We start from the raw sequence: 24,056 nt of genomic DNA on the forward strand, positions 1-24,056 counted from the left end.
TCCCGGCCGGCAACCTCCCTCTCGCATGTGAACCGCCGCACCCGCCGCGCCGTCGCGTGGACGTTCGACAGGCGCGCGCCGCGCAGACAGGCGTCTCTCGGGTCGGGAACTCCGCTATGCTCCCGCGCCGCGACGTGTTTCCGTGCGAGAGGCGAGGCGGTTTGGGCACCAACGAGAAGGGACCGACGCGCGCGCTCGGCATGGCCTTTCGGCGGCGCGCGGCCGCGCTCGCGAGCTGCGCGGCGCTGTCGCTGTGCGCCGAGGCACAGGCCGCGCCGGCAGAGCCTGCTACGCCGGCGGCGCCTCGCGCGCCGGCAGAGCCTGCTACGCCGGCGGCGCCTCGCGCGCCGGCAGAGCCTGCTAGACCGCCGCGGCCTCCCGCCACGGCGCCGCTTTCGCCCGGCGCGAAGCGCCCTTTGCCGGACTACGACGGTCGCCCGGACGAGGCGACGAGCGCCGGCGACGCGCTGCTCTGGGTGCCGCGCGTCGTGTTCTTCCCTGCTTACCTCGCCAGCGAGTACCTGGTCCGGCGGCCGCTCGGCGTTCTCACTGTCGCGGCGGAGCAGGGCGAGTGGATCAAGGAGCTCAAGGACATCTTCACCTTCGGGCCGAACAACAACATCGGCATCGTCCCGACGGCGCTCCTCGACTTCGGCTTTCGCGCGAGCGTCGGCGTTTACTTCTTCTATGACGACCTGTTCGTCCCCGGCAACGAGCTCCGCGTCCACGCCGCGACCGGCGGGGTCGACTGGTGGCGGCTCACGGTCGCCGACCGGATCCCCCTCGGCGGGCGCGCTCACCTGAAGCTCCGTGGCGAGGCGGACATCCGGCCTGACTGGCTGTTTTCTGGGATCGGTCCCAGCTCGCTGGAGCGCAGCTGGGCCCGCTACAGAGCCCGCAGCGTCGAAGGGACCGCGACGCTGCACGCCGATTTCGGTGCGTTCAGCTTCGTCGAGGCGACCACCGGCGCGAAGACCGTCGACTTCCGCGACGCCTGCTGCAAGCCGACGGTCGGCTTCCGGGTCGCGCGCGGCCGTTATCCGATGCCCCCGTCGTACGACACCGGATATACGGCCTACCGGATCGGGGGCCGCGCCGGCCTCGACTCGCGACGGCCGCGCCCGGCGCAGGGCAACGGCGTCCGGCTGGAGCTGTCCGGAGAGCACGCCGTCGACCTGGAGCGGCCGCTGGAGAGCCGGTGGCTCCGCTACGGCGGTTCGCTGGGCGGGTTCGTCGACCTCACCGGGCACGATCGCATCGTGAGCCTCGTCCTCTCGGCGGCCTTCGCCGACCCGCTCGGCGCCGCGGAGGTCCCCTTCACCGAGCTCGCCGAGCTCGGCGGCGACGCGCCGATGCGGGGCTTCCGCGAAGGGCGCCTCCGCGGGCGGAGCGCCGCCGCGGCGACGCTCGAGTACCGCTATCCGGTCTGGGCGTTCGTCGACGGCACGGCGCAGGTCGCCGCGGGCAACGTGTTCGGCGAGCACCTCCGCGATTTCGATCTCGACCTGCTCCGCATGTCGTTCGTGCTCGGCCTGCGCACGAGCGGCGAGCGAGACCACTCCATCGACGTCCTGATCGGCTCGGCGACCGAGACCTTCGAGCAAGGTGCCGGCCTCCAGGAGCTGCGGTTCATGGTCGGCGCCACCCACGGTTTCTGATCGAGCGGCGGTCACCCGCTCGGCAGGGCGTGTCCCGAGCGAGGCCTGGCTCGGCGGGAGCTTTAGAGCGGTTTTCAGCTGAGCCTGGTACGAGCGTCGCAGAGCGGCGGTCACCCGCACAGGAGACGGGTCCAGATCGGCGTTTTCGGCGCGGAAGCGCACTCCTGTGCGCTGAGCACCGAAAACGTCGAGATGGGCCCGTATCCGAAGCGGGTGACCGCCGCTCTAGTTGGGCGGCTCGGCGTCGTCGGGGCGCTCGATGCCGACGAGCTTGTAGCCGCGGCGCGGGCCGAGGTCGTAGAGGTGGGCGCGCAGCGGACCGGGCGCCTGCCCGTTCAGGACATCGATGATGGCGTAGCGCGAGGGCGCGTCGTCGGGCGCGCCGCCGTCCGCGGCGATGTGGGGGAGCGAGAGGCACACGCGGCCGTCCGGCGAGGGGCGCACGACCGGCCGCGCGCGCAGGGCGAGCGACTCGCCGGCGTACATCGCGGCCTCGTAGCGGAGGTCTTCCGGGCGTACGACGCCGGTGCGCCGCGCGAGATCGACGCCGCACAGCGCCGCCGGCGAGGCCAGAGCGACGTCGGCGATGGGCGACAGGCGCGTCAGGTACCGCGCCATGATCGCGCGCTGTCGCGAGAGGAGCTTGCCGATCAGGAACGCGGTGTGTCGCGGCGCCGTGAAGTCGCCTGTCTTCACGGCGGCCTCGATGAGCTCCGGCGTGAAGCGCGCGAGCGTCCGGGCGGCCCAGGCGCCGTCGAGCTCGGTCATCCGCCCGAAGGCCGGGTTGGGGTAGCCGCCGCGCCAGGCCTCCGGCCGGAAATCGCGATCGCTGAAGAAGCCGAAGATGTCGCCCTGCGGGTCGTGGCTCGCCCGGTCCCAGGGCCGCTCGGGGATGCCGAGCGTCACGAAGTCGAGGAGCGCGTACTCGACGTCGAAGTAGAAGGCGTGGCCGAGGCGCTTCGAGATCTCCTCCCACTCCCACTCGCTGCCGAAGCAGTCGCCGAGATCGATGTAGTAGTGGCGCACGTGGCCCGGCGACGCGTCCTTGTCCTTCGGGTCCTCGGCGAGCCAGACATCCATCGAGTTCTGCTCGCGCGAGTCGAAGTGGTTGAGCCAGGCGGCGAGCAGGCGCCCCCCGCGCAGGTCGCGCCGGTCCTCGTGCGGGATGACGTCGTTCGGATCGTCCTCCCGGGTCCCCTCGTACCTGAACGGGCCGATGGCGCGGCCCGGGAGCCAGCGCGAGGCGACCATGCGGACCCGGTCGCCGCGCTTCGAGGCCTTGGCGAGCACGCCGTCGAGCGCCGCCTGATCGAAGGGCCTGGCGACACCGCTGTTGTCCGTCACGGTGAGCCCGGGCGACAGCTTCAGGATCGACGGCTTCAGGTAGACAACGCTGTCGCACGGCGCCCAGAAGCCGGCGGCGTGGTAGAGGCGCGCCGCGATGGCGGTCGCGCCGGTGGCCCGCTCGGGCTGGTCCGAGGGGTCGGCCTTGAGCATGAACTTGCCGACGCCCTCGACCTTGACCCGGAAGCCGGGGTTCGCGCCGTTCGGCTTGCCCATGTCGATGACCCAGGACCCGTCCGGCGCCTCGGGATCCAGCGTCTTGTCGCCGCACGGCCCGCGCACCAGCTCCTCGGCGGAGAGCGGCCGCTTGCCGAGCCGGTTCGTGAACCAGCTCGAGTCCGGCACCTCGTCGACGCTGTTCACGTTGGCCGCCTCGCCCCCTGGATCCACGGCGAAGAACCGCGACACCGGGCGGAAGACGAGGTTGTCGGCGGCGTCCCACGCGAACGAGGACTCGTAGGGCGCGGGCGAGCAGAGGCGGTGCTGCGGATCGTCGCTGGGCGCCTCGGGATCGGGCCGGCAGGGCAGCGAGACGGGGCTCAGGTCGGCGTCGCGCCAGACCGGATCGCGCAGGGGGAACCGGCGCACGTCGCCGCTGCACGCCGCGCTGAGCAGGGCGAGCAGCGGGAGAGCGCGGGTGAGCGGCGCCTTGAGCATCGGCGGGGGATGGTAGTGGAGAGGGCGGCCGCTCGGGGCGGTTTTCGGCGAATCGAGCGCGGGCGAGCGCGGGTGCGCGCGGGCGAGCGCGGACGTTGGCGGGCTCGTCAGAAGCCTTCTTGCCGGAGCCGCGCGATCACGGAGCGGTAGAAGTCGATATAGAGCCAGGGGTTCCCGTCGCCCGGACTCTGTCCGAAGAGCTGGCCTATCTCGTCGAAATGGTCGGCCGGGATACAGCCCCAGAAGTCCCCCCACCGCGCGTCCCGCGCGCGCACCAGGCCGTCGTTCGGGAACGACTCGCCGATGCCGCCGTCGAGCAGGGTCTCGGTCAGCGACAGCAGCGGGTGGACCGGGTCGAGGCCGTCGTCGAACTGCGCGACGAAGGGCGCGGGGGTGAGCGTCGTGCAGTCCCTGCCGCCGCGCGCGCGGTTCGTCCGCCCGCCGAAGGAGGCATAGAACACCCCGGGAGCATCGGTGAACCTCGCGTTGAACTCCGCGATGCCTGGCGTCGAGAACTGCTCGAGCGCAGCGAAGACGCTCGTCTCGTTGCCTATCTGATCGTAGAGCGGCGCGCCGATCGCGTTGATGAGATCGTCCAGGATGTCCTGCAGGCGCTCGTGGGCGACGAGCTCGAGCGCCACGTCGGCGACCTTCGAGCCCAGGTGGGGTGTGGCGACGGTGACGATGGAGGCGACGAGATCGGGCCTGTCGTGCGCGACAACGCGCGCGTCGAGCCCCCCCTGCGAGTGGGCGATGATGTTCACCTTCTCGTGGCCTGTCGCGTCCAGGATCTGCTCGATCCGTGCGAGCAGCTGCGCGCCGCGGACCTCGGAGCTGTTGAACGGGTCGACGGAGGGCGTGAAGATCGTCTCGCCGCTCTCGGCGAGGGTTTCTTTGAGGTTGTAGAAGTAGCTGACGTACCCCGCGCCCGCGAAGTCCTCGAATCCGAAGAAGCCGTGAGCGAGCACGATGGGATACGGCGGCCCGAGCTTCCCCGACGGCCAGCCGCCGCCGACTTCGCCCGGGTCGTCCGGCAAGCCCGAAGAGCTCGCCCAGCCGCCCGAGGCGGAGCCGCCGCCCGCGCCCGTCAGCACCTCGCCGGTGCTCGCCGGCGGATCGAACTGCTCCCCGGCCGCGCTGCAGCCCGCGAGGAGCGCACAGGAGACGACCATCGCACACTCTACGAGACCAGCGATCACCCACTGTCGCATTGACGAGCCCCCGTGTGAGACTTGCACTTACGCGAACCACCAACAGGCGATGACGAGGATGCTTATGAAGAAAGATCCAGCACGACCACCTCCTGCCGGAATCAGCTCAGACTCTGCTGATGGGATGCTGATGTCAAGCGCTGTCGGAAATTTGAACCATTCGTGGTCTGCAGTGCATTGCGTCGCGGGCGGCGTTGCGAGCAGCGGTCGGCTTCCTGCAATGGGTCACGGGCTTTGACGCCGTGATGGCGCATTGCGTCGCGGGTCGACGTTGTTTTTCCATGCGGAGGGGCGTGCTGGCTCCGGTAGGTTCGTGGGCCATGCGATCTGTCCACAGCTCGTTTGCGCTTGTCCTGGTGGGTACCCTGGCCGCTTGCGGTGGCGCGGCGCCTCCTCCGTCGGAGCCGGATCGTGCGGAGGCCGAGGTGGCTGCTGCGGCGCCGGCCGCGAAGGAGGGTGAGGCGGCGGAGGGTGAAGGTGGGAAGAAGGAGGAGGACGCGGCGGGGGAAGCGTCACGGCAGATCCCGACGACGTGCGAGCAGCGGGGCAACGAGTGTTTGCCGCCGGTGGCGTTCGTGAAGCGGCTCTGCAGCGGGTTCCATCCGGACGTGGCGCTCACCCTGTTCGCGAAGGGGTCGCCGTTCACGCGCGGGTACCTGACGCGGGACACCGAGGCGGTGAACGCCTCTGGCGGGTCGTCCTCGAACGACAAGCTGGTCTTCGATGAGGAGGTGCTGATCCTCTATCACCGGGAGCCGGAGACCGGGGGCATGGTCGTGAGCGGCGCCGGCGGCGGCTACGAGGTCCTGCGATGGGACGGGACGTGCGCCACGCTGATGGCGGAGGAGGTCCGGCAGCACGTGCCGCCGAAGCCGAAGTTCGCGGCGATCCCGTGGAAGAGCCTCGACCAGAAGACGCGCGACGCATTCCTGGCCGACGAGAAGACGGGCAAGCTCATCATCGAGCGGAAGAGAGAGTGCAAGGGCGCGACGATGGGGGCGGTCACCGCGAAGTGCGAGAAGGTCGACAAGCAGATGGCGGCGGCGCTGATCGAGTACGTGCGCAACGGCGGAGCGCTGCCGGCGCCGGGTCCGCTGCCCTGAGGGGCGGGGGTGGGGCGGGGCGCTCCCGGATGAGGTGGGTGGGAGCGCCGCCGAGCCGATGAGGGACGGAGGACCGCGGTCGCGGTCGGGGACCGCGGTCGCGGTCGGCTACTCCGGCTTGTCCTTGGGCGCCACGTAGTCGGGCGGGAGCTGCGCGGCCTCGTTCCCGCCGGTGAAGAAGTACTTGTCGAGCTCGGTCATCCAGATCCGCTGGCCGGCCTCGGAGATGAGGTCGAGGCGGTACTCGTTGATGAGCATCTTCGAGTGCTCGAGCCACATCCGCCACGCCTCCTTCGAGACGTTGTCGAAAATCCGCTTGCCCAGCTCGCCCTTCAGCGGCGGCTTCTCCAGCCCCTCCGCCTCACGGCCGAGCTTCACGCACTGGACCATCCTCGCCATAAGTTGCCCGACTCCTTTTCCTTTTCGCGGGCTTCTTAGCCGAGCCGCGAGGAGCCGTCGAGAGCGGGAGGCGAGCCGGCGAGGTCAGCGGGGGGCCGACCAGAGCGGAGCCCGACCGGAGCGGGCGGACGAGCGGCGGCAGCAGGTTGAGGCAGGGGGCGGAGGGCAAGGCCGACGGAGGCGCCTGGAGGCAGCAGCAGGCAGGAAAGCCGGGAGGATCGGACCAACGGGCCCCGAGCGACGCACGGCGACGTCCGCGACGGCGTCAGCGACGGAACGATCTGGCGCCGAGGGGTTGACGGCGGCACGGTTTCTAGCAATATTCGGTCCGTCTGAACGAACCACGAGGGGGCGATCGGCTTCGACGTGGGGACCGAAGGTCTGTCTGCGTGCTGGCGGCTCCTGCTCCGCCTATCAAGCGGGACGTTACAAGTGCGAACGACAACGCATACGCTGTCGCGGCCTAATAACCGCTAAGCCATCCGAGGAGAAGGTCGTCCTAGTACTCTAAGGGTGTCAACCACAGGGCTGGGTCGCGTGAGGACGCCCTCGATAACGCGGCCGAGATTCAGTGAGGGATAGGTCGTAGCCGAATCTACGAACGCCGTCGCCGGCGCATGGCGACTACGCACGTGAACGAAGGTAGACTGGATGCCTTGCGGACCCGGGTTCGATTCCCGGCGCCTCCACCAAAAAGACACGGTGAGAACCGTGTCTTTTTTCTTTTGTGGGATCTGCGTGTGACCTGACAGATCTCGGTAGGGGTCTGGGCGGCGCTGGACGGTGTGAGACAGGGCACCGGCAGTGGGTAGCCATAGCCGAACGGGCGGAACGGAACGGGGCGGGATGGCCGACTGGGGGCCCGCGACCGGATCCCGGATCCGCCCTGCTGGAAACCGGGACCAGTGGAGCAGGACCGGATGCAGGTGGACCGGCGGCGACCCCCGATCTCCCTACCCACCCGAGACGAGTCTGCCGAGCGGGCTCTTCTTGACACGGGACGGTATCTCCGCTGACCTCGCAGAGGGAGTTGGCCATGGGGTGGATCGAGCCGCAAAGCGGACCGGAGAGACGCACTCTCGGCGCGGACCGCACCCGTCGGCGCGTGGGGTCGCGCCACCTGGTCTTCTGTCAACGAGATGCTCGTCTCGTTGTCAATCGCCTGCGTGCAGCCCCATCGGGATCACGGCTCCGGGCAGATCGTTACCCTGCACCTGCGCACCTCTGCTAGCCGCTAAATGCCAAGCAACAACGAGGAAGCAGGACGACGAATGGAAAGAAAACGACGAGGTGGCGCTGCTCAGGCTCCCGTCGCCGCAGCGCGGTACAACGATTGGTTTGGCAATATTGTTGAGCGAATGGACCAAGAGTTCAAGGCCATTCGCGCGGTTCACAATATCGAACGAGGCGAAGAATTCGAGAAGGCTCTATGCCGTGCGCTTAGAGCCCTTTTGCCAGAGCGCGCCGGCGTATGCCGCGGATACATCGTCGACAGGGACAACAACATGCAGGGCGACGATATTATCGTTTACGATGCCGCGCGCTTTCCAACGCTACGTGCCTGCGGGCGAGATCTCGCAGTAAAAGAGCAAGTCCCAGCCGAGGCCGTTCTAGCATACATCGAAGCCAAGCATACGCTTTACGCACAAGAGAAGGTGCTCAAGAAACACGAGGGGCAATCTCTTGCTAAAGCGTGTAGTCAAATTTCTGCGATCAAGGCGCTGAAGCGCGCGCCGATGCCATTGGAAGCATTTGCCCCGAAATTCCTCGCCCCGCCAGCGTGGTTCAAACGACGCCGGGGCTTCCCCTCGATTCGCAACCCGTGGTATGCGGCCATCTGGGCACTCAACCTGAACGTCGGGAAGGGCGCCGAGCCAACGGAAGCCTTAGCATCCCGCTTCGAGACCTTCGGCGACGTACCGATCGATCGACTTCCTGATGTCGTTGCCGCAGGTTCGGTCATTATGAATCCTTGCGTATACAACGAAAAGGACCTCGGTCGCCAAATACGCCCTTTTGTAACCGAGGATACGCAGATCGCCTTTACTGGAAGCGTTCGAGCGCTGGGACTAGCGGCTGTTCATCTCATCTGGGCAATAGAGGATATTATGCTGGGGGATATTCCTTGGCCGGCCCTGTTGCATGATGAGCTTGCACAGGCCGAACAGGTGTATGAGACGGGTGTAGTATTGGATCCGGGCAAGTCCTTAGACCAGTCGCTCCACGAGCAAAAGGCGGCGACTCTGGGCCCAACGAGAGAACAGCATCACGGGGACACCGAGCGATCGCCCGGTAACTCGACGAAATAGCTCGCAGGCCATCAGGAACATCGGCAGGGAGTAAACAGCATCGAAAGCTCCCAGTCCCAACCACAGCTTTCCGCGGCGAGTTCGATGACGCCGCCGGGCGCGCCGAACAGGCACCCGATCGTCTCGTGGGCGATGCGCGCCGCCTCCACGTCGCCCGCCGCGAGCGCCGCCCCGTCCGGCGCTACCCGCCGCGCCGGCTGCGCTCCGCTGCGAGGTCGATGACGCCGCCCGCGTCGGCCCCTGGCGCGCCGAGCAGCCGCCCGATGGTCTCGTGGGCGATGCGCGCCGCCTCCACGTCGCCCGCCGCGAGTGCCACCCCCCACCCCAGCCGGCGCTACCCGCCGCGCCGGGTGCGCTCGGTGGCGAGGTCGATGACGCCGGCCGCATCAGCCCCGGCGCGCCGAGCAGCCGCCCGATGGTCTCGTGGGCGATGCGCGCCGCCTCCACGTCGCCCGCCGCGAGCGCCGCTCCAGCCGGCGCTACCCGCCGCGCCGGGTGCGCTCGGCGGCGAGGTCGATGACGCCGGCCGCGTCGGCCCCTGGCGCGCCGAGCAGGCGCCGATGGTCGCGTGGGCGATGCGCGCCGCCTCCACGTAGCCGCGAGCGCCGCCCCAGCCTGGGCTACCCGCCGCGCCGGGTAACCGCCCATCGGTCGCCATAGGCGTGGCCCCTCGCGGCGCGCGCCGGGGTCGGCGATACTGGACGCGGAGCGGCGGCCTATCTTCGGAGATGCGCAGATAGGTCGCGGAAGTCGCTGCCTATTCACGGGAATACGCCGATATACCGCGGAGCTCCGCGACCTATTCGCGGAAATACGGAGATTGGCCGCGGCGCATCGCCGCCTACATGCTATAACCCGCCACTAGGCTCTGCGACGCAACTGATTGCGACGTTGGGCGGAGCAGGATTCCATGAACCCGCCATACTCTGCCGACGCGCGTCGAAAGCCCGAGGTGCATGATGAGTACTCCACCGCCGTCTGAGTCTACCAAGGACACTCTGTTTCGCAGGGCCCTCCGACTGCAGGATGAGGCCGCCGCGCTACCGCGTGGGGCCCGGAGCGAAAAGCTGGAACGTGCGTGCGAGGTGCTCAAGGGTCTTTTGGCCGCGGCGCCGCATCCCACCGCTCTAAAGTGTGGCAAGATCGAATACGAGCTGTATCGTCTCGATGCCCTGAAGGCTGAAGAGGCGGCTTCCGGCTATGACCGCCTTGTTTTGTTCGGCTCCGACTGCCCGCAGTGCGGGGCTCCAAGCCTGATTGTGCGGAGCCGACCGAGCGGCGTCGTGTCCCAAAACTGTCTCGGGAATCTTCTCGCGACGACGGGAAAGCGTACCGATCATCGGCCTCGTGGAGTGCAGATCGACGAGCTTCCGCCCGTGTCCTGCGGGTCGTGCATGACTCCCATGAAGACGAATCGCGGCGCAACCGGCAACTACATCTACGAATGCTCCGCTTGTGCACGCTCTAGCGAAGTTCACACCCTTGTGCGAAGCTGGGAGGAGTTTTTTCCGTATAACCCCCTGGGGTGGACGTGCAGCCGTTGCGGAACCTTCATCTTGGGGTCACTCACCTGCCCGACCTGTGGGCGCAAGGACTCGCGGTGAGGCGACCGATGTTTGCGCAAGACGCGATGACAACAGCCACGTGGCCCGCCCAACAAGGCGCTGCACACCGACGGTGTACCTGTGCCGGGCTCCGCCCGGCACGGCGCCCCGCGGGTGAGCGCCAAGTCGTTCGGCAGACGGCCGTTGGGCCAAGCGGGAGGCGATGCAACGGTACTCGGCGACGGGAGCTGGCAGGTGCCCCCGGGCCTCGGCGACGACCGGGGTACTGCGTGGGGGGCGGGCGTCGGCGTCCGGGCGGACGCTCGTGGCATTGCCGCTCGGCGAGCAGCGCGCCTCGCTGTTGCATGCTTCCCGCGGCTTCCCGCGCCCGTAGATTGACCGGGTGCGGGCCCCATGGCAGGCTCCGCCCGCGGCAGCGCTGCGAACCAGGAGACTACGATGGCCGAGTGGCTCTACAAAGCGCGGGATAGGGCGGCGAGTGGCAAGCCGAGACCGGACTACGAGGCGACCCGAGCGTTCGCGGTGAGCGATGGGATCCTCTGCCGGTCGGCGCGCACCGAAGAGGGCGCATGGATCGCGAACGTTCGCGCGGTCGACGCGGGGGACGTGATCCACATCTACTACCGGCAGCATGCCCCCGAGCGTCGCGTTCGCGTGGTCGGCAGCTTCCGCGTGCGCGACCCCGGTGACGCACGCTTCCACTGGCAGTGCGACCTCGCCGAAGTGAAGGACGCTGAACTCGCATCCCGATTGCGGATCGCGTATGGCGCGGCGGATGATGCTCCCATCACCGGCTGGCTCCTCGAGCCCGCTCCCAACGTACACACACCGGCATCGACGGAGCCCGATGTCAAAGAGTTTCTCGCCCAGACGCCGACCCTCCGCCGCTACCACGAGGACCGGATCATCTCGACGGTGACCGCGCAGCTCCCCGCGCTGCCGACCCCGCTCCGTCTGCTCCATGGCCCCCTCCTGGTGACTATCGAGACATGGTCGTACGGCGCACGAGTCGCCCGCTTCCCCGCGGCGCGCATCATCGGGGAAGGTCGGGACGACGCTTCGGCCGTGGAAGCGCTGGCCGAGAACATCGCCGAGTTCGTGGAGGTCAATCTATTCCAAGCACAAGCGGGGCGACTCGGTGGAACGCTCGCGAAGCAATGGGTGGCGCTCACTGCGATGGTGGACGTCTCCGCGGTCCGACCCGATGGGGAGAAGATCAGTGAGGTGGCCTGAGCTCCGACGAGCCCTCCGCACCAAGCTCAAGGCGGAACATCGAGGCGGCAAGAAGCACGACCTATGGTTCGTCGAGTGCGACGGCAAGCGTGTCGGAAATGTCCTGGATTCTCACGGCGATGGAGAGATGAGGGGTCATGAGATCGGGCACGTCGCGAGCAGCCTCAATTTGAGCGAGCGTCAGCTCAGGGAGTTGGTCCGTTGCCATATGACGCGCGATGAATTTTGCGCGAAGCAGGGCTGAAGGGCCGCCGAACAAGCCGCTGGTGCCGACGCCGCTTCGCGGCGCAGCACACCGGCGAGCCGTTGGGCAGGCAACGGGACAGCTATCTACTTCGGGAGACGCATGACTCGCACCAGGGTTTTCCTCGGTTACATCGCAGCGGCTCTTGCATCGAGTCTTGTATCGGCTTCCTGTGCGCGACGGGAACAGTCGGAGTCTGGAAGTGGCGAACCAGCTGCTCCGTCGCACGCGCCTTCTGTAGCGAAGTCCGCGAACAAGGATCCAGAGAGGTCCTCCAGCGAGGTGGAACCAAGCCCGGAGCCCACGCTTCAGCCACGAGCCACGAACGACTTACCTCAACCTACGCCTCGCTCCCCTCCGATCCTCGAGGCGGACCCGAATTCGAAGGGAGTGAGAATGGGCAAGCCGCTTTTTTCCTGCTACTACGTGAGTTTTGCTTGGGGCAGTAAGGCTTACGGGAACGTCCTTGATGATCAGGGCCGAATTTGGTTCTACGACCTGGGAAGGCCCTGGGATCCCCAACCCGCCGGGGACGGACTCTATCTGGAGACCGGGCTGAGAGAGCGATTCAGAAATCCCGTCCTCCAGTCGCGCCGCGTTCCTCCTGCGCAGCTGGCCGACATGCGGAAGAAGGCGGAGATCGCTCGAGGCGGTCAAATCGAGAAGAAGCACGTGTCGCGTGATATGGACAGCGCCGGCTGCGAGGCCTACCTGTGGGAGAGATCCGACGCGTACCGGGAAGTTAAGCTCGGCAGCCGTGGCGGCTCTGAGATTCGCAACTCCAGCTTGGAGGCCGGCCATGTCCTAGAGTGGCTATGGGGAGAACTCGGCATGGGCACCCATCCGCAGTCCCGGCAGAAGTAATGGCTCCGAAAGCGTACACGAAGCTGCCCAACGCTCGGCTCACCCGCGAGCGACGGAGGGGCGCCGCAGGCGCCCCTCCGTCGCTCGCGGGTGAGCCGAGCGTTGGGCAGTCGCACGTGGAGGGACGTTTCGGAGATCAGCCCGCTCTCGGCGAGGATCGCCTCAGGCGGGATCGTGATCGGCGACGGTCCTTTCGGCGCGGCGCGGAGGTCAACGCCGCCGACATGCTGGGGATGCCATTGGCCCAGTCTTGGAAGCCCCTAGTCTTGGAAGCCCATCGAGACGGCTGCGGCGCCGGGTTTGCCCGGGTTCGCGTTCAGATCGCCGGCGCCTCCACCGTCACCAGGGATGCCGAACTTGATCGGAGAGTCGGACTCGACGTTGGGGCCCAGGTCGGCGGTATGTGCCACAGCAAGAGAGTGTCCTCCGTGGCCTCCCCCGCCCCGGCCGCCGTTGCCGCCTTTCCCGCCATCACCACCACGGCAGCCTGGCTGCGACCCAGCCCTGTTGCCTCCGCCAGTGCCGCCGTACCCACCCACGCCGCCGTACTGGCCCTTTCCGCCTCGCCCGCCGTTGCCGCCCCGACCCGTGATGATGCTGGTTTTACTCACGTGGACGCTGGCGTGGTAAGACAGGATCCCGATGCTGGATCCGCCTGGACCGCCGCCCTTGCCGGGCTCGCCGCCGCAGCCGCCAGCACCGCCGGAACCGCCCGAAGCGCCGCCCTGTGCCGCTCCTGTGCCGCAGAACATGGCTCCGCCGCGCGAGCCGCCCCCACCGCCGCCGCCGTAGCCGTGCTGCCCCGTCCGGCCATCCTCGCCAGCGCTGCCTTCTAGCCCTGTGTCTGTGAGCCTCCCCTGCCCTGACGCACCGTTACCGTTCGCGCCGTCATCCCCCACCAGGCCGCGCGTTCCATCTGTGCAGGACATGGCGTCTTGCCCAGTTCCACCGAAGCCGTACTCCATCGGGTTGGTGACTGGCACAGGGTCGCCACTTTCGCCGTCGCTACCATCGCCCTTGGTACCGACGCCGCCCATCCCGCCTGAGGAAACGCCGTCGTCGCATGCGGTGGTGACCCGCGCCCCTCCCGTCACGACGTCCGCAGAACACGCCACGGCTCCCGGGTTCCCTGGTGCGCCCTCCCGTGCTGATTCGGCGCTTCCGTCAGCGCCAGCGGCCCCATCCGCGCCGTCACCGGCCACGATCTCGCTCAGGCGCACGTCCACCGTCACGCCCGGCAGGGCGCGCATGGCGATGGCAGAGCCGCCCGGAACCGTCGCGTCGTGCGCGACCATCCGCATCCTGGTGAGCGTCGTGGCGACGGAGCTTCGGGGTTCGGACTCGGCCGCGTCGTCCGCAACGGTGAGCGGGATCCGGTTCGGTCCTGGGGCGATCGTGGTGAGCTCGCCGAGCGGATGCAGCGGCCAATGTTTACGGGGATCGCGACAATCGAGCCCACCCCATACCTCCATACCTGCTGGCACGCGCACTTCTACGTTGAAAAGATCGGCACACACGTAGACGCGCATTCCATGGTCGCGGGCGAGATCGAACGCACGCGCGAAGGTGGCCACGGGATGATCTCGCGTGCCCGGATCATCGTCGCGGCCATCCACGGTTAGATAGATACCCTCGCAGTCGACCGGGCGGCTGGGAATACCGTGATCGGCATTGCACTCTACCACCGGTGTGCACGTGAGCGTTTCCTCGCAAGGTTCCCACGCTCCCGGATCAGCACTGCACCCGAGCGTCCCGATCCCCGCAGACATGGCGACAACAAGCAGCCGAGGCCATTCCTCGGACGCTTCATGCCACCGGTTGCGCCTCGACAGTGAGCTCATCATCCTCTCTCCTCGTATCAATGCCACTTACTCTGGCGCAGCGGGGTTCGGGTCGTTCGGATCGTCGGTAACGAAGGGAAGAAACTCGGCTACCACGCCATCGTCACCCGCGCTCTCGGTGGCGTCTGGGTCGCCACCAGGTCCACCCTTGCCCGCGGTTCCGAGCGCGAACGTCGCCTCGACCTCCTCCCGCGTCACCTCGGTGGCCCCCAGATACGCGATGCCGACCGAATGGCCGCCGAGCCCGCCGCCTCCGCCGCCTCCGGGCCCCCCGTTGCCGCCATCGCCGCCGCGGCACCCTGGAAGTGTGTCGGGCACCGCTCGTCCGCCATCGCCGCCGGGGGCTCCGCTACCCCCAGGCAGCCCCGCGCCGCCCGCCCCACCCCGGCCGCCGCGTCCCGTCTCGATCGTCGTCCCGCGGATCTTGACCTTGGACCCCCTCGTGGCGATACCGATGCTCGCGCCCCCGGCAAAGCCACCTTTCCCCGGCTTCCCGCCGCAACCGCCAGAGCCGCCAGAACCTCCGAATGCACCCCCGATCGGGCCTGCACCGCAGGCCATGGAACCACCCCTCGCGCCACCACCCCCACCGCCCCCCTGGCCAGGGCGCCCGATTTTGCCGTCCTGTCCCTTGCCCAGAGTAACACCCCACCTGACGGCGCCTGGGCGCCTCCCTCCTTGACCCTGCGCACCAACGGCCCCCTCGAGGCCGCGCTGCCCATCGCTGCACGCCGTACTTCCCAGCTGGCCCACGCCTCCGGCACCGGCGCCGGTCGGGTTGGGATCTGGGAGAGGCTCCCCGTTGCCAGCTCCGGAGCCCCGATCCACGAGCCCGAGGCCGCCCTCGCCGCTGACCGATCGCCCGTCGTCGCACTCGGTCGTAACGGCCGGCGTCCCTGCCATGGCGTCCGCCGTACACGCGTCTGCCCCCGGGCGTCCTGGCGTTCCATCGGATGCTGCCGCGCCCTCAGCCGCGGCTCCAGGCTCGCCGTCTGCTCCGTCTCCAGCGACGATGCGGCTGTCGATCACTTCGATCTCACTGCCATCACGGAGGTAGATCGGAATCGAGCTTCCGCCCGGTTTTCCACCACGCCCGGTGATGACCTCGCTCGCCACGAGCTTGAGCTGGACCCCTTTGAGGGTTGCTATCCCGATGGATCCTTTTTGGACGTGGTCCACATCGTTGCCGTCGGGGGCCAGGAACCGCAGGTTGGCAAACGTAAGTCCCTGTCCTCCAAACCGCACCACCTGCGGGACGGGCCCCTCTGGAGCAACGACAGTCCTCGCGCTGGCACCGAGGTGCCGCCAGCCGTTCGCGCAGTCGAACCCGCCCCAGATGCTTATGCCGTAGAACCCAAGCGTTTCTTCAAAAGTTTCCGCGCACGCGTAGACGCGGTGGCTGCCCATGTCTGCAAGTTCGAGGGCTTTCGAGAAGGTCTTCACCGGCTCCGCGCGGCTGCCGGGGTTCGCGTCGTCTCCCAGGCTTGAGCTGACGAAAATACCGCATCCGTCTTCCGGCGTTCTCACCAAGGGGTCATCGTCGCAGACGGGTACCCTATCCGGACCGGAGGAACACCCGCACAAGAAGGCAGCGATTCCGTATGCGAGCGCGATGGGCACCATGATAGCCACCCCGCGCCGACTTTTCGATGAGGTATCCATGACCTGGAGCTCCACGTTCGTCACCATGCACCTATCATTATCAGCCCCGCGTGCTGTCCGCTCACCGTGGGAATGACACGCACGCCATCGCTGGGCGGCGAGGTTCGGTCCACGAGCAGAGACGCGAGCGTCAGCACACCGATCGCGCTGCCGGACGCAAGGGTCACCCAGCCGGCTTTCTTCAGGAGATCCCGCTTCCCTTGAAGATCGCGCAGCTCCGAGCACGCGCGCGGTGCGTTCGGGCGGGCACATCGGCTCGCGTCCTCGTCTGCGCCACGCAGCGCGGTAGCGCGATCGCGGAGCTCATCCTCGGTGTAGGCACTCCAGATCAGCAACCCGCCGCCGGCTGCCATGGTTGCCCCCGCCACGACCGCGCCACCGATGCGGAGCGTCGACGCCGTGGAGGACGGCTCCACGGAAGACGACGCCTGCGCTCCTCGCGCGGAGCTCTCGGTTGAGGTTCCCTTCGCAGGAGCGCCCGGCGCTGCGGCGCGCGGTACCTGCAGCGAGATGGTCGTCGGCTTCCCGGCCTGCGCGTCGAACGACGCGAACGCCTCCTCATGACCCGCCAACCGGGCCCGCACCATGTGCTGACCGGGTTCCAGGAATAGCCTGTAGGTCCGTGCAGGCGCGCTGATGGGCTTGCCGTCGATGAGCACCTCCGCGTCCGGCGGGTCGACAGACAGGTAGAGGGTCGCGACATGCGACGCTGCCTTGCGTTGCCCGGCCTCGAACCGCAGCTGTAGTTCAAGAGGCAGGACGTTGCGCTGCTCGAGACTCCAGGCGAGATGCTCGGCAGCATCACGGTACTTGCGCAGCTCGATCTCACACAGGCCGAGCTCTCCGGTGATCTCCGCGCGCTCCTTCTCCGTGTTCGACGCCGGGTCTGTCGCCTGGAGCGCCGCGTTGTAGGCCACGTGTGCCTCGGTCCACCGACCTGCGTCACGGGCTCTCTGCGCACGACGAACATGGTCCTTCACCGTCGAGCCGCCGCTTCGCTCCAGCGTCGAATAGATGTCCTCGGCGCTGGCGGGGCTCGTGTAGACACCTACGACGCCAAGCATCAGGCAGAACAACAACAAAGGCGCAACGTCACGCATGCGCGGAACGTACTTACGCCCGGCGCGCGGCGTCAACGGCGACGAATTCGCAGGGAATGAACGTTTTGCCAGGCAAAAATCGGCCCGACGACGTAAAGGCGCTCGTCGACCCTCCGCGCAGTGGAGCCGCCCAGGTACGCATTCCACGATAGCGCACATTATCCTACCAAAGTTGACCGACCCTGCTCTTTCTTGAACCCTTCCGGCCAGCTCAGGGGTGCTACCAGCTGTGGGCAAGCCAGCACGAACTCCCCCCCACTTCGAGCGCTTCCGCCGCCTCATCAGGCGGGTCGGTGTCCCCGCGCGGCACGCCGAGGACCTCGCGCAGGAAGCGCTCCTGCGGGACTGGGAGGCGAGAGGGCGGCTCGAGCCAGGCGTGGATTCAGCGCCGTACTCGGTCACCATCGCCCTGAACCTCGCCCGCAGCCACCTGCGGGACGCGAGCCGTCGGGGTGAGGTCCTGACCCCGTTCGACGAGCACGACTTCCGCGGGGACCAACCGAGCCCGGAAGCCTTGCTCCGAAGGCAGGAGCGGGAAGCCGTCATGCGCGACCTGATCGAGCAGGTCGACCCCAAGTACCGTGGCCTCTTGGTCGAGCACGAGCTCGAGGAAAAGTCGCTCGCCGAGATCGCCGCCGAGCTGGGGCTCAAGCTGGACACCGTGAGGAGCCAGCACCGCAGGGCACGCGAGCAGCTGGACGAGGCGAAGCGGCGCTGGATGGCGCAGCAAGAATTCCGGGGCTGGGACAAGGTGCCCTGCTTTCCGGTGGCGTTCGGTCTGTTTCGTCGCTCGTGGTGGACGACCGCGCGGCACCTGCAGAAGGTCGGGGCGAAGGTCCTCGCGCAGGCGGCGCTCGTCGTGCTGACAGGCGCCGTCGTCGCCACAGCACCACGCTCGTCAAGCTCGGCCAGTACGACCCCGTGGTTACGGCCGGCAGCGATCCACGCCGGTGTGGCCACGCCCCGGCAGCAGCACACCGCGCCGCCCCTCGACCAGCCAGACGCACGCCGCACGGTCGCCGCGGCCTCGCCCCCGGTGCAGAGCGGCATCCCAGCACCCGGCGAGAATGCACCGGCCGCAATGAACGGCAAGCCTGCTTCACCCGCCGCAACAGCTGCGCGTTCCTCGCCGCCCGTCCGCGCCGTACGCACGGTCGCGAGCGAGCGCGAGAAGGACGTGATTCTCCAGGCGCGCAAGGCCATCGAAGCCTATAACGCCAGGGCTGACGTCGAGGCGCGACGCCTGCTCGACATGCACGCGATGGAGTTCCCTCGGGGTCAGCTGGCCCGGGAGCGCGAGGCGTTGCTCCTGCAACTCCGCTGAATCGGCGGCCGGAGCGCCCCGCGCTCAGAAGGCCACCGAGGACGGCAGCAGCGCGTCTCGGAGGCGACGCATTTCGCGCGACCTACGACGCTGACCCGAGCCCCACCGTCTGCAGGATCATCGCTTCGATGGCCTCGAATGGCTGCGCGCGGCGAGCGGCCGCCACGGCCTGCGCGTCGGCGCCGACGGGTTGCCGCCTTCGAGCAGCACCCAGGGAGCCGACGCCGAGTACGCCTCGGTCCCGGCTATGGGTAGGCTTGGCGCATCTGTGAGTCGATTATTGGCCCTCCTTCATCCGCGGCTCGAGGGGCGGATCGAGCGCGTCGCCATGGACCCCGCGCAACACGATGGCGGCGTGCTGGGCTCCGTGCTCGACTGCATTGAGAGGATCCATTCCATATGTGGTGAATGGGCGACCATCGAGGTCTACGGTGACAGCCCAAGGCCACTCTTTCTCCGGAGGGTTTCGGGTCGGCTGGTGGATCCGAACCAGGATATCGCGCGGCTCGCCGTCGTCGGGGGTCACCCTAAACGTTAGCTCGATCATCACTTACACCTCTTGTCGCAGTCTACGAGGCATCGACTGTACTCGTCCATGCACTTCTTCAGACAGCTCGTGTCGCGCCTTGGACAGTTATCGCGGCAGAGCTCCAGCACTCGGTCACATTTTTCCTTGCACGCCTCTAGGCAGTCGGGGGTGCACCCTGCCATCGCCTCAGAGGCTCCGCTTCCCACCGGTGCGTTTTGCGGCCTTGCCGGCACATACCCGAAGGCCCCATCCCCTCCTGTCGGGCTGATGATGCTGCCGCCGGCACCTTCGTTTCCCTCACCGCGGACCCAGCACTCTCCCACATCGTAATTGCACGCCGCGAGCCCGAAGCACAGAACAACAAATAGCTTATTCATTTCGACCTCGCTCTAAATCTCCAAATTGGTCCAGTGGTCACCACCACAACCAGACTTCCATGAAGAACGCGACTACTGCCGCCCGTCCAGTCCACATGGACGCTGGTGGACACGCCCAAGGGCCCGGCGAAATACCACTCGGACTGGGCGCGGCCGCCTGGTGCAACCCCCACCACGCGGTTACAGATCACGATATTGCATACCGGCATCGAGTAGATCGCCAGGGACGGCCCGAGGCTGACGGTCGTTGTCTTCGTGGCGTACCCAAGAGTGACGGCCGTTCGGTCGTAGAACCCGACACCATAGCCTGGAACGATGCTGAGCATGTTATGGGCTTCGAGCCTGAAGTCCCCCTCGCTGCGCCAGAGCCACCCGGCGAAGGGGCTCACGGCCAGCCTGGGCTCGATCCCGATCTGGATCCCGCCCACGCTGACGCCGCCGCTGAACTCGAGTGCGTGTGCCGGCACCGGAACACTACTGGCGAGCGCGCAGGCACAGCCGCACAGCACGAGCACACGCGCCTTTGCCTTCAGCCCGTGCCCCATGCCCTCCCCCGATCCCGGATGCTTCTCCTGACGGAAGGCGGCGTCAACAGGTGACTTAGGCCACCTTACGTCCAAGCGGTCCTTGCTGACGAGGGTCAGAGCGCCATCGGCAACGTGGATGGTCAAGGTGTGCGTCAGCGAGTTCGGTACCGTCCCGTTCACCCGCCCGTTCACTACGTCTGAGGCGGATTGCTCGACGGCTCTCCGTCCCGTTACTGGCGTCGGCTGGGCTTGTTTGCCGCCCCTCAAAGAACGCGCTCAGTATGGCGCCCGGGGGCCTCCATCTTCTTGGCGCTGCTCACCGACGCGCCTCGGCGCCGGCGCGGAAAGGACACGCGCCTGGCTCGGCCGCTCCGGACGCGACCCGCCGCTGGATCAATCGGGGAGTGCGGCGGTCAGGTCCAGCTCGACCTGCTGACCGGGCGGGTTGATCTTAACCAGGCGCATTGAGCGGGGGGCAAGCGAGCGCGAGATGGACCTGATCCTCCAGGCGCGCAAGGCCATCGAAGCCTACAACGCCAGGGCTGACGTCGAGGCGCGACGCCTGCTCGACATGCATGCCATGGAGTTCCCTCGGGGTCAGCTGGCCCGGGAGCGCGAGGCGCTGCTGCTGCAACTTCGCTGAATCGGCGGCGGCCCTGGCGACAGATAGCCAGCGGAGGAGACGGCGGCGTCCTTGAGCGACGCCAGCCCGAGATCCGCCCTGCACCGGGACAGGAGAACGAGCACGTTTACGACACGCAAGGAAGCCGTGGCGGAGGATAGGCATACGTCACGGGTATCGCCGGCGATCACCCCGCGGGGCGGCGTCGGGAGCGGCCTTCTCGGGTGCCTCGATCGCCCGGGAGCGAGCGCGACGCACGGCGTCGAATAGATCGATCGCGCGACCGTCGAACGCCGCGCCAGCGCGGCCCCCGGCGACGAAAACGTGCGCCGGGGGGCGCGTACAGGTCGGCAGATCGGAACAGGAGAGTTGTATGCGGCTGAATTGGTTCGGGAGCACCGTCGTGGTGATGTCGACGATCGTTGGTTGTGGAGGCGACGACAAGGGCGCTGGGGGGCAAGCGCAAGGGGCTGGGGGGCAGATGCAAGGGGGCGAGGGCGGGGCCGGCGGGAGCACGGGCAGCGGGGCCGGCGGGAGCGCGGGCAGCGAGACCGGCGGGGGCGGACAGGGGCCCGCCGACTGCCCAGAAGCGCAGGTGTCCTGCAATGGCGCGTGCCTCCCCGTGGGCGTGTCGGCCGGCGGCTGCACGGTGCTCGCGCACGCCGGGAGGCACGTGTCCATCGATCACGGCATCGCGGTCGACGCGTCGCACGTGTACTGGGTCGAGCAGCTCACACGCACCGCCGTCGCGCGCGTGGCGAAGGCGGGGGGAGGGCGCGAGGAGATCTACGATTCACCCTATGTCCCCCTGTCCGTCGCGGTGGACGAGAAGAACGTGTATTGGGCCGAAAACTCGGTCACGCACTGGGTCCGCGCGACGCCGAAATCGGGCGGTGCCGTGTTCGATCTGGTGACGTTCGTCGACGACTTTGGCAGCATCAAGGATGTCGTGACCGATGGCGAGCGCGTGTTCTTCACCCAGCAAGTGCGCTCGGGGCCGATCGAGGTCAGGAGCGTCGGGGTCGACGCCGCGGACGAGGTCGTGCATGGTCCAGCCGGCGACTACTTCGGCACGACGCTGGCCCTGGATTCCGGGTTCGTCTACTGGAAATTCGATGAGTCCTTCGACAAGGACGAGATCCGGCGCTCCCCCCGGACCGGCGGCGAGCCGCAGGTGATCGTGACCGTGGACGGTGGCACCCTCCTGGGCTTCGCGATCAGCGGCGAGTTCCTTTATTACATGAGCCCCGGCGCGATCTGGCGCATGCCCGTGTCCGGCGGCGATCCGACCGAGGTGCTCTCGTCCCCCGACGTGGAGGGCACCTTCTTCGTCGCACACGCACAGACGCTCTACTGGGCCTCGTCCGGAGCGCTGTGGCGCGTCGGCGTGGACGGGAAGAATCCCACCCGGCTCGTCAAGACCGACGATTCCATCTCCCACATCGCGGCCGACACGAGCGGCGTCTACCTGGCCATCAACAAACGACCGGGATCGTCTGGGGACGGGTTCATCGTCAGGGCCGAAGACTGAGGGCGGATCGCGCCGTTCGCCTTGATCGGCGCGGCGCGGAAGGCGCGGCGGTACGCCTGCGGGCTCGTGGTCACGAGCCGCTGGAAGTGCTCGCGAAAGGCCGTCGGCGAGCCGAACCCGACCCTCGCCGCGATCGACTCCACCGAGTGCCCCGTGGTTTCGAGCAGCTGCTGCGCGCGGCGCACGCGGGCCCTGAGCAGCCACTGGAGCGGCGTGGTGCCGGTCTGCTCGCGGAAGCGGCGGCTCAGCGTGCGCACGCTGAGGGCCGCGCGCCGCGCGATGTCCTCGAGCGTGAGCGGCTTGTCGAGGCTCTCCTCGATCCACCGCAGCAGCGGCTCGAGCGACGAGCCGTCCGGCGCGGGCGGCTCGTGGAGGATGAACTGCGACTGCCCCCCGTCGCGCTCGAGCGGCATCACCGAGAGCCGCGCCGTGTCCGCGGCCACGGCCGAGCCGTAGTCGAGCCGCACCATGTGGAGGCAGAGGTCGAGCGCCGCCGCGGCGCCCGCCGACGTCAGAAACTGCCCCTCATCCACGTAGAGCACCTTCGGGTCGACGCGAATGGCCGGGTGGCGGCGCGCGAGCTCGTCCGTCGCGAGCCAGTGGGTCGTGGCGCGGCGCCCGTCGAGCAGCCCGGTCGCGGCGAGGAGGAACGCCCCGGTGCAGATGGAGGCGACGCGGGCGCCCGAGGCCGCCGCGGCGCGGACCGCGCGCAAGAGCGCCTCCGGGACCACGGCGCTCGCCTCGGCGACGCCCGGAAGGATGATGGTGTCCGCTCGCGTCAGCTCCTCGAGGCCGCAGCGCACCCGGAGATCGAACGCTCCGGCGCTCACCTCGCGCGTCACCCCGCAAACACGGACTTGATACCCGGCCCGCCCCCCGGGCAGCCGGACACGCCCGAACACCTCGCAGGGCGTCGACAGGTCGAAGGGGACGACCCCCTCCATCGCGACCACAGCCACGACATGCATGGCTGAAAGATGCTTGATGATCCACTTCATGCCAACGGTTTCATGATCCGGCGCGGGTCCGGGACGTCGGGCTGGCCAGAAGTCGTCGAAGATTGGCGCGAACGCCCCTCGCGGGACCATCCCGGCGGTGCCATATCCCGGCCGTGCCAGCTGCCGAGCGATGACGGCTCGATGCCGCTGGCATCCGGGGCATCCCCTCGTTTGCGAGCCCCTCCGACCGTCTCACGTCTCGGAGCCGTCGTGGTCATCCCGAGAAGGCGAACCGTGAAGAGCGCCTCGCGCCGCGCCATGGAGCCCCCCTCATGCCCGCCTACCAGATTCTACGGTTGATCAAGTTCTTGGGCGTCATCCTGTACGCGGGCGGCCTCATTGGCAGCTTCGTCGCCACGGTGCACGCCGATCGCAAGCGCGCCGTCCACGCCGTGGCCTCCCCAGGGCTGGTCGTCACGTGGATCGCGGGATACCTGATGACCACGCAGCTGCAGATTCCTTTGATGGAGCTCTGGGTCATCGCAGGGCTCGTCCTGTCGCTGGTCTCGCAGCTCGCCCTCGTTCGCAGCGTCGCGCGCGACCGGCGCACGCTCGGCGCGTTCGTCTCGACCTTTGCCCCTCTCTTCGTGGTGCTGCTGATGATGGTCTTTCGGCCCACCTGGTCTGACGTCCGATCATGAGCGCGCTTCGCACCCTGCGCGTCGTCGGCTTCCTGGAAGGGCTGTCGTTCCTGGTCCTCCTCACCGTCGCGATGCCGCTCAAATACATCTTCGGCCTGCCGATCGCGGTCCGGATCGCCGGCAGCGCCCACGGGCTCTTCTTTCTCCTCTTCGTCTCGGCGCTGTTTCGCGCGGCCACCGAGCGTGACTGGCCGCGTCGCCGTTCGCTCATGGCGCTCCTCGCGTCGCTCGTACCGGGCGGGACCTTCGCGCTGGATCGGACGTTGAAGCGCGAGATCGAGGGCGACGCGGGGACCGCGCCCCATGGCTGACGCCAC

At 68.1% G+C, this 24,056-nt stretch carries 20 protein-coding genes and 1 other RNA gene; 11 read left to right on the plus strand and 10 right to left on the minus strand.

Annotated features, from left to right (window positions below):
* Positions 1–416 precede the first annotated feature (416 nt).
* Positions 417–1,658 (plus strand): BamA/TamA family outer membrane protein, encoded by a 1,242-nt coding sequence (locus tag WMF11_RS34895; protein ID WP_437973790.1) that lies wholly within the window; start codon positions 417–419, stop codon positions 1,656–1,658.
* 225 nt (positions 1,659–1,883) lie between these two features.
* On the opposite strand, the gene WMF11_RS34900 is transcribed toward WMF11_RS34895, so the two are convergent.
* Positions 1,884–3,659, minus strand: a complete 1,776-nt coding sequence (locus WMF11_RS34900; protein WP_437973791.1) for a hypothetical protein — start codon at positions 3,657–3,659, stop codon at positions 1,884–1,886.
* Between the two features lie 107 nt (positions 3,660–3,766).
* Positions 3,767–4,831 carry an esterase/lipase family protein gene (locus WMF11_RS34905; protein WP_437973792.1) on the minus strand — a complete coding sequence of 355 codons (1,065 nt, stop codon included), beginning with the start codon at positions 4,829–4,831 and terminating at the stop codon, positions 3,767–3,769.
* Between the two features lie 359 nt (positions 4,832–5,190).
* Here WMF11_RS34905 and WMF11_RS34910 point away from each other — a divergent pair, with 359 nt between their 5' ends.
* Positions 5,191–5,973: a hypothetical protein gene (locus tag WMF11_RS34910; RefSeq protein ID WP_437543530.1), complete on the plus strand. Its 783-nt coding sequence runs from the start codon at positions 5,191–5,193 to the stop codon at positions 5,971–5,973.
* 108 nt (positions 5,974–6,081) lie between these two features.
* Here the strand turns inward: WMF11_RS34910 and WMF11_RS34915 are convergent, their stop codons facing one another.
* Positions 6,082–6,372: an oxidative damage protection protein gene (locus WMF11_RS34915; RefSeq protein WP_272095228.1), complete on the minus strand. Its 291-nt coding sequence runs from the start codon at positions 6,370–6,372 to the stop codon at positions 6,082–6,084.
* Between the two features lie 347 nt (positions 6,373–6,719).
* On the opposite strand from WMF11_RS34915, the gene ssrA reads away from it, so the two are divergent.
* Together ssrA and WMF11_RS34925 are read left to right on the plus strand one after the other, a co-directional pair.
* Positions 6,720–7,064, plus strand: a transfer-messenger RNA (tmRNA) gene (gene ssrA / locus WMF11_RS34920).
* A gap of 579 nt (positions 7,065–7,643) precedes the next feature.
* A complete protein-coding gene (locus WMF11_RS34925) occupies positions 7,644–8,681 on the plus strand; it encodes a DUF6602 domain-containing protein (protein ID WP_437973793.1) in 1,038 nt (345 codons plus the stop codon).
* Positions 8,682–8,862: 181 nt separating this feature from the next.
* Here WMF11_RS34925 and WMF11_RS34930 read toward each other — a convergent pair whose 3' ends face one another.
* Positions 8,863–8,997, minus strand: coding sequence for a hypothetical protein (locus WMF11_RS34930; RefSeq protein ID WP_437973794.1), 135 nt, complete (start codon positions 8,995–8,997; stop codon positions 8,863–8,865).
* 1,687 nt (positions 8,998–10,684) lie between these two features.
* Between WMF11_RS34930 and WMF11_RS34935 the strand changes: the two genes are divergently transcribed.
* Both WMF11_RS34935 and WMF11_RS34940 read left to right on the plus strand, forming a co-directional pair.
* A complete protein-coding gene (locus tag WMF11_RS34935; protein ID WP_437973795.1) occupies positions 10,685–11,479 on the plus strand; it encodes a hypothetical protein in 795 nt (264 codons plus the stop codon).
* Between the two features lie 640 nt (positions 11,480–12,119).
* Positions 12,120–12,587 carry a hypothetical protein gene (locus WMF11_RS34940; RefSeq protein WP_437973796.1) on the plus strand — a complete coding sequence of 156 codons (468 nt, stop codon included), beginning with the start codon at positions 12,120–12,122 and terminating at the stop codon, positions 12,585–12,587.
* A 260-nt stretch (positions 12,588–12,847) separates the two neighbouring features.
* Here WMF11_RS34940 and WMF11_RS34945 read toward each other — a convergent pair whose 3' ends face one another.
* From WMF11_RS34945 to WMF11_RS34955, 3 genes are read right to left on the minus strand one after another with little or no spacing between them, the layout of a single operon-like run.
* Positions 12,848–14,431, minus strand: coding sequence for a hypothetical protein (locus tag WMF11_RS34945; protein ID WP_437973797.1), 1,584 nt, complete (start codon positions 14,429–14,431; stop codon positions 12,848–12,850).
* Positions 14,432–14,455: 24 nt separating this feature from the next.
* A complete protein-coding gene (locus WMF11_RS34950; protein WP_437973798.1) occupies positions 14,456–16,117 on the minus strand; it encodes a hypothetical protein in 1,662 nt (553 codons plus the stop codon).
* Entirely contained in the window at positions 16,111–17,190 is a 1,080-nt protein-coding gene (locus tag WMF11_RS34955) for a hypothetical protein (protein ID WP_437973799.1), read from the minus strand. The genes WMF11_RS34950 and WMF11_RS34955 overlap by 7 nt, the downstream gene beginning before the upstream one ends.
* Before the next feature lie 229 nt (positions 17,191–17,419).
* Here WMF11_RS34955 and WMF11_RS34960 point away from each other — a divergent pair, with 229 nt between their 5' ends.
* Complete coding sequence (locus WMF11_RS34960) at positions 17,420–18,514, plus strand: sigma-70 family RNA polymerase sigma factor (protein WP_437973800.1); 1,095 nt, start codon at positions 17,420–17,422, stop codon at positions 18,512–18,514.
* Positions 18,515–18,791: 277 nt separating this feature from the next.
* Here WMF11_RS34960 and WMF11_RS34965 read toward each other — a convergent pair whose 3' ends face one another.
* Both WMF11_RS34965 and WMF11_RS34970 read right to left on the minus strand, forming a co-directional pair.
* Positions 18,792–19,061, minus strand: a complete 270-nt coding sequence (locus WMF11_RS34965) for a hypothetical protein (protein ID WP_437973801.1) — start codon at positions 19,059–19,061, stop codon at positions 18,792–18,794.
* Positions 19,062–19,416: 355 nt separating this feature from the next.
* Positions 19,417–20,091, minus strand: coding sequence for a hypothetical protein (locus WMF11_RS34970; protein WP_437973802.1), 675 nt, complete (start codon positions 20,089–20,091; stop codon positions 19,417–19,419).
* Positions 20,092–20,437: 346 nt separating this feature from the next.
* Here WMF11_RS34970 and WMF11_RS34975 point away from each other — a divergent pair, with 346 nt between their 5' ends.
* Positions 20,438–20,590: a hypothetical protein gene (locus tag WMF11_RS34975; protein WP_437740593.1), complete on the plus strand. Its 153-nt coding sequence runs from the start codon at positions 20,438–20,440 to the stop codon at positions 20,588–20,590.
* Positions 20,591–20,942: 352 nt separating this feature from the next.
* Positions 20,943–22,100, plus strand: a complete 1,158-nt coding sequence (locus WMF11_RS34980; RefSeq protein WP_437973803.1) for a hypothetical protein — start codon at positions 20,943–20,945, stop codon at positions 22,098–22,100.
* Here the strand turns inward: WMF11_RS34980 and WMF11_RS34985 are convergent.
* The gene (locus WMF11_RS34985; RefSeq protein WP_437973804.1) at positions 22,034–23,068 is read right to left on the minus strand and encodes a GlxA family transcriptional regulator; all 1,035 of its coding nucleotides are present in this window, start codon (positions 23,066–23,068) and stop codon (positions 22,034–22,036) included. The two genes, WMF11_RS34980 and WMF11_RS34985, sit on opposite strands and share 67 nt — an antisense overlap.
* Positions 23,069–23,370: 302 nt before the next feature.
* On the opposite strand from WMF11_RS34985, the gene WMF11_RS34990 reads away from it, so the two are divergent.
* Together WMF11_RS34990 and WMF11_RS34995 are read left to right on the plus strand one after the other, a co-directional pair.
* Entirely contained in the window at positions 23,371–23,739 is a 369-nt protein-coding gene (locus WMF11_RS34990) for a hypothetical protein (RefSeq protein ID WP_272095241.1), read from the plus strand.
* Positions 23,736–24,050: a DUF3817 domain-containing protein gene (locus WMF11_RS34995; protein ID WP_437543555.1), complete on the plus strand. Its 315-nt coding sequence runs from the start codon at positions 23,736–23,738 to the stop codon at positions 24,048–24,050. The genes WMF11_RS34990 and WMF11_RS34995 overlap by 4 nt, the downstream gene beginning before the upstream one ends.
* The last annotated feature ends 6 nt before the right edge of the window (positions 24,051–24,056 follow it).

It is taken from the genome of Sorangium sp. So ce295 (assembly GCF_051527405.1).
In the GTDB taxonomy this organism is placed as follows: domain Bacteria; phylum Myxococcota_A; class Polyangia; order Polyangiales; family Polyangiaceae; genus Sorangium; species Sorangium cellulosum_B.

Excerpts from the sequence above, each read along its gene's own strand:
- WMF11_RS34900 (WP_437973791.1), bottom strand. The coding sequence starts at position 3,659 with ATGCTCAAGGCGCCGCTCACCCGCGCTCTCCCGCTGCTCGCCCTGCTC.
- WMF11_RS34905 (WP_437973792.1), bottom strand. The coding sequence starts at position 4,831 with ATGGTCGTCTCCTGTGCGCTCCTCGCGGGCTGCAGCGCGGCCGGGGAG.
- WMF11_RS34910 (WP_437543530.1), top strand. The coding sequence starts at position 5,191 with ATGCGATCTGTCCACAGCTCGTTTGCGCTTGTCCTGGTGGGTACCCTG.
- WMF11_RS34915 (WP_272095228.1), bottom strand. The coding sequence starts at position 6,372 with ATGGCGAGGATGGTCCAGTGCGTGAAGCTCGGCCGTGAGGCGGAGGGG.
- WMF11_RS34925 (WP_437973793.1), top strand. The coding sequence starts at position 7,644 with ATGGAAAGAAAACGACGAGGTGGCGCTGCTCAGGCTCCCGTCGCCGCA.
- WMF11_RS34935 (WP_437973795.1), top strand. The coding sequence starts at position 10,685 with ATGGCCGAGTGGCTCTACAAAGCGCGGGATAGGGCGGCGAGTGGCAAG.
- WMF11_RS34940 (WP_437973796.1), top strand. The coding sequence starts at position 12,120 with ATGGGCAAGCCGCTTTTTTCCTGCTACTACGTGAGTTTTGCTTGGGGC.
- WMF11_RS34945 (WP_437973797.1), bottom strand. The coding sequence starts at position 14,431 with ATGATGAGCTCACTGTCGAGGCGCAACCGGTGGCATGAAGCGTCCGAG.
- WMF11_RS34950 (WP_437973798.1), bottom strand. The coding sequence starts at position 16,117 with ATGGTGACGAACGTGGAGCTCCAGGTCATGGATACCTCATCGAAAAGT.
- WMF11_RS34955 (WP_437973799.1), bottom strand. The coding sequence starts at position 17,190 with ATGCGTGACGTTGCGCCTTTGTTGTTGTTCTGCCTGATGCTTGGCGTC.
- WMF11_RS34965 (WP_437973801.1), bottom strand. The coding sequence starts at position 19,061 with ATGATCGAGCTAACGTTTAGGGTGACCCCCGACGACGGCGAGCCGCGC.
- WMF11_RS34975 (WP_437740593.1), top strand. The coding sequence starts at position 20,438 with ATGGACCTGATCCTCCAGGCGCGCAAGGCCATCGAAGCCTACAACGCC.
- WMF11_RS34980 (WP_437973803.1), top strand. The coding sequence starts at position 20,943 with ATGCGGCTGAATTGGTTCGGGAGCACCGTCGTGGTGATGTCGACGATC.
- WMF11_RS34985 (WP_437973804.1), bottom strand. The coding sequence starts at position 23,068 with ATGCATGTCGTGGCTGTGGTCGCGATGGAGGGGGTCGTCCCCTTCGAC.
- WMF11_RS34990 (WP_272095241.1), top strand. The coding sequence starts at position 23,371 with ATGCCCGCCTACCAGATTCTACGGTTGATCAAGTTCTTGGGCGTCATC.
- WMF11_RS34995 (WP_437543555.1), top strand. The coding sequence starts at position 23,736 with ATGAGCGCGCTTCGCACCCTGCGCGTCGTCGGCTTCCTGGAAGGGCTG.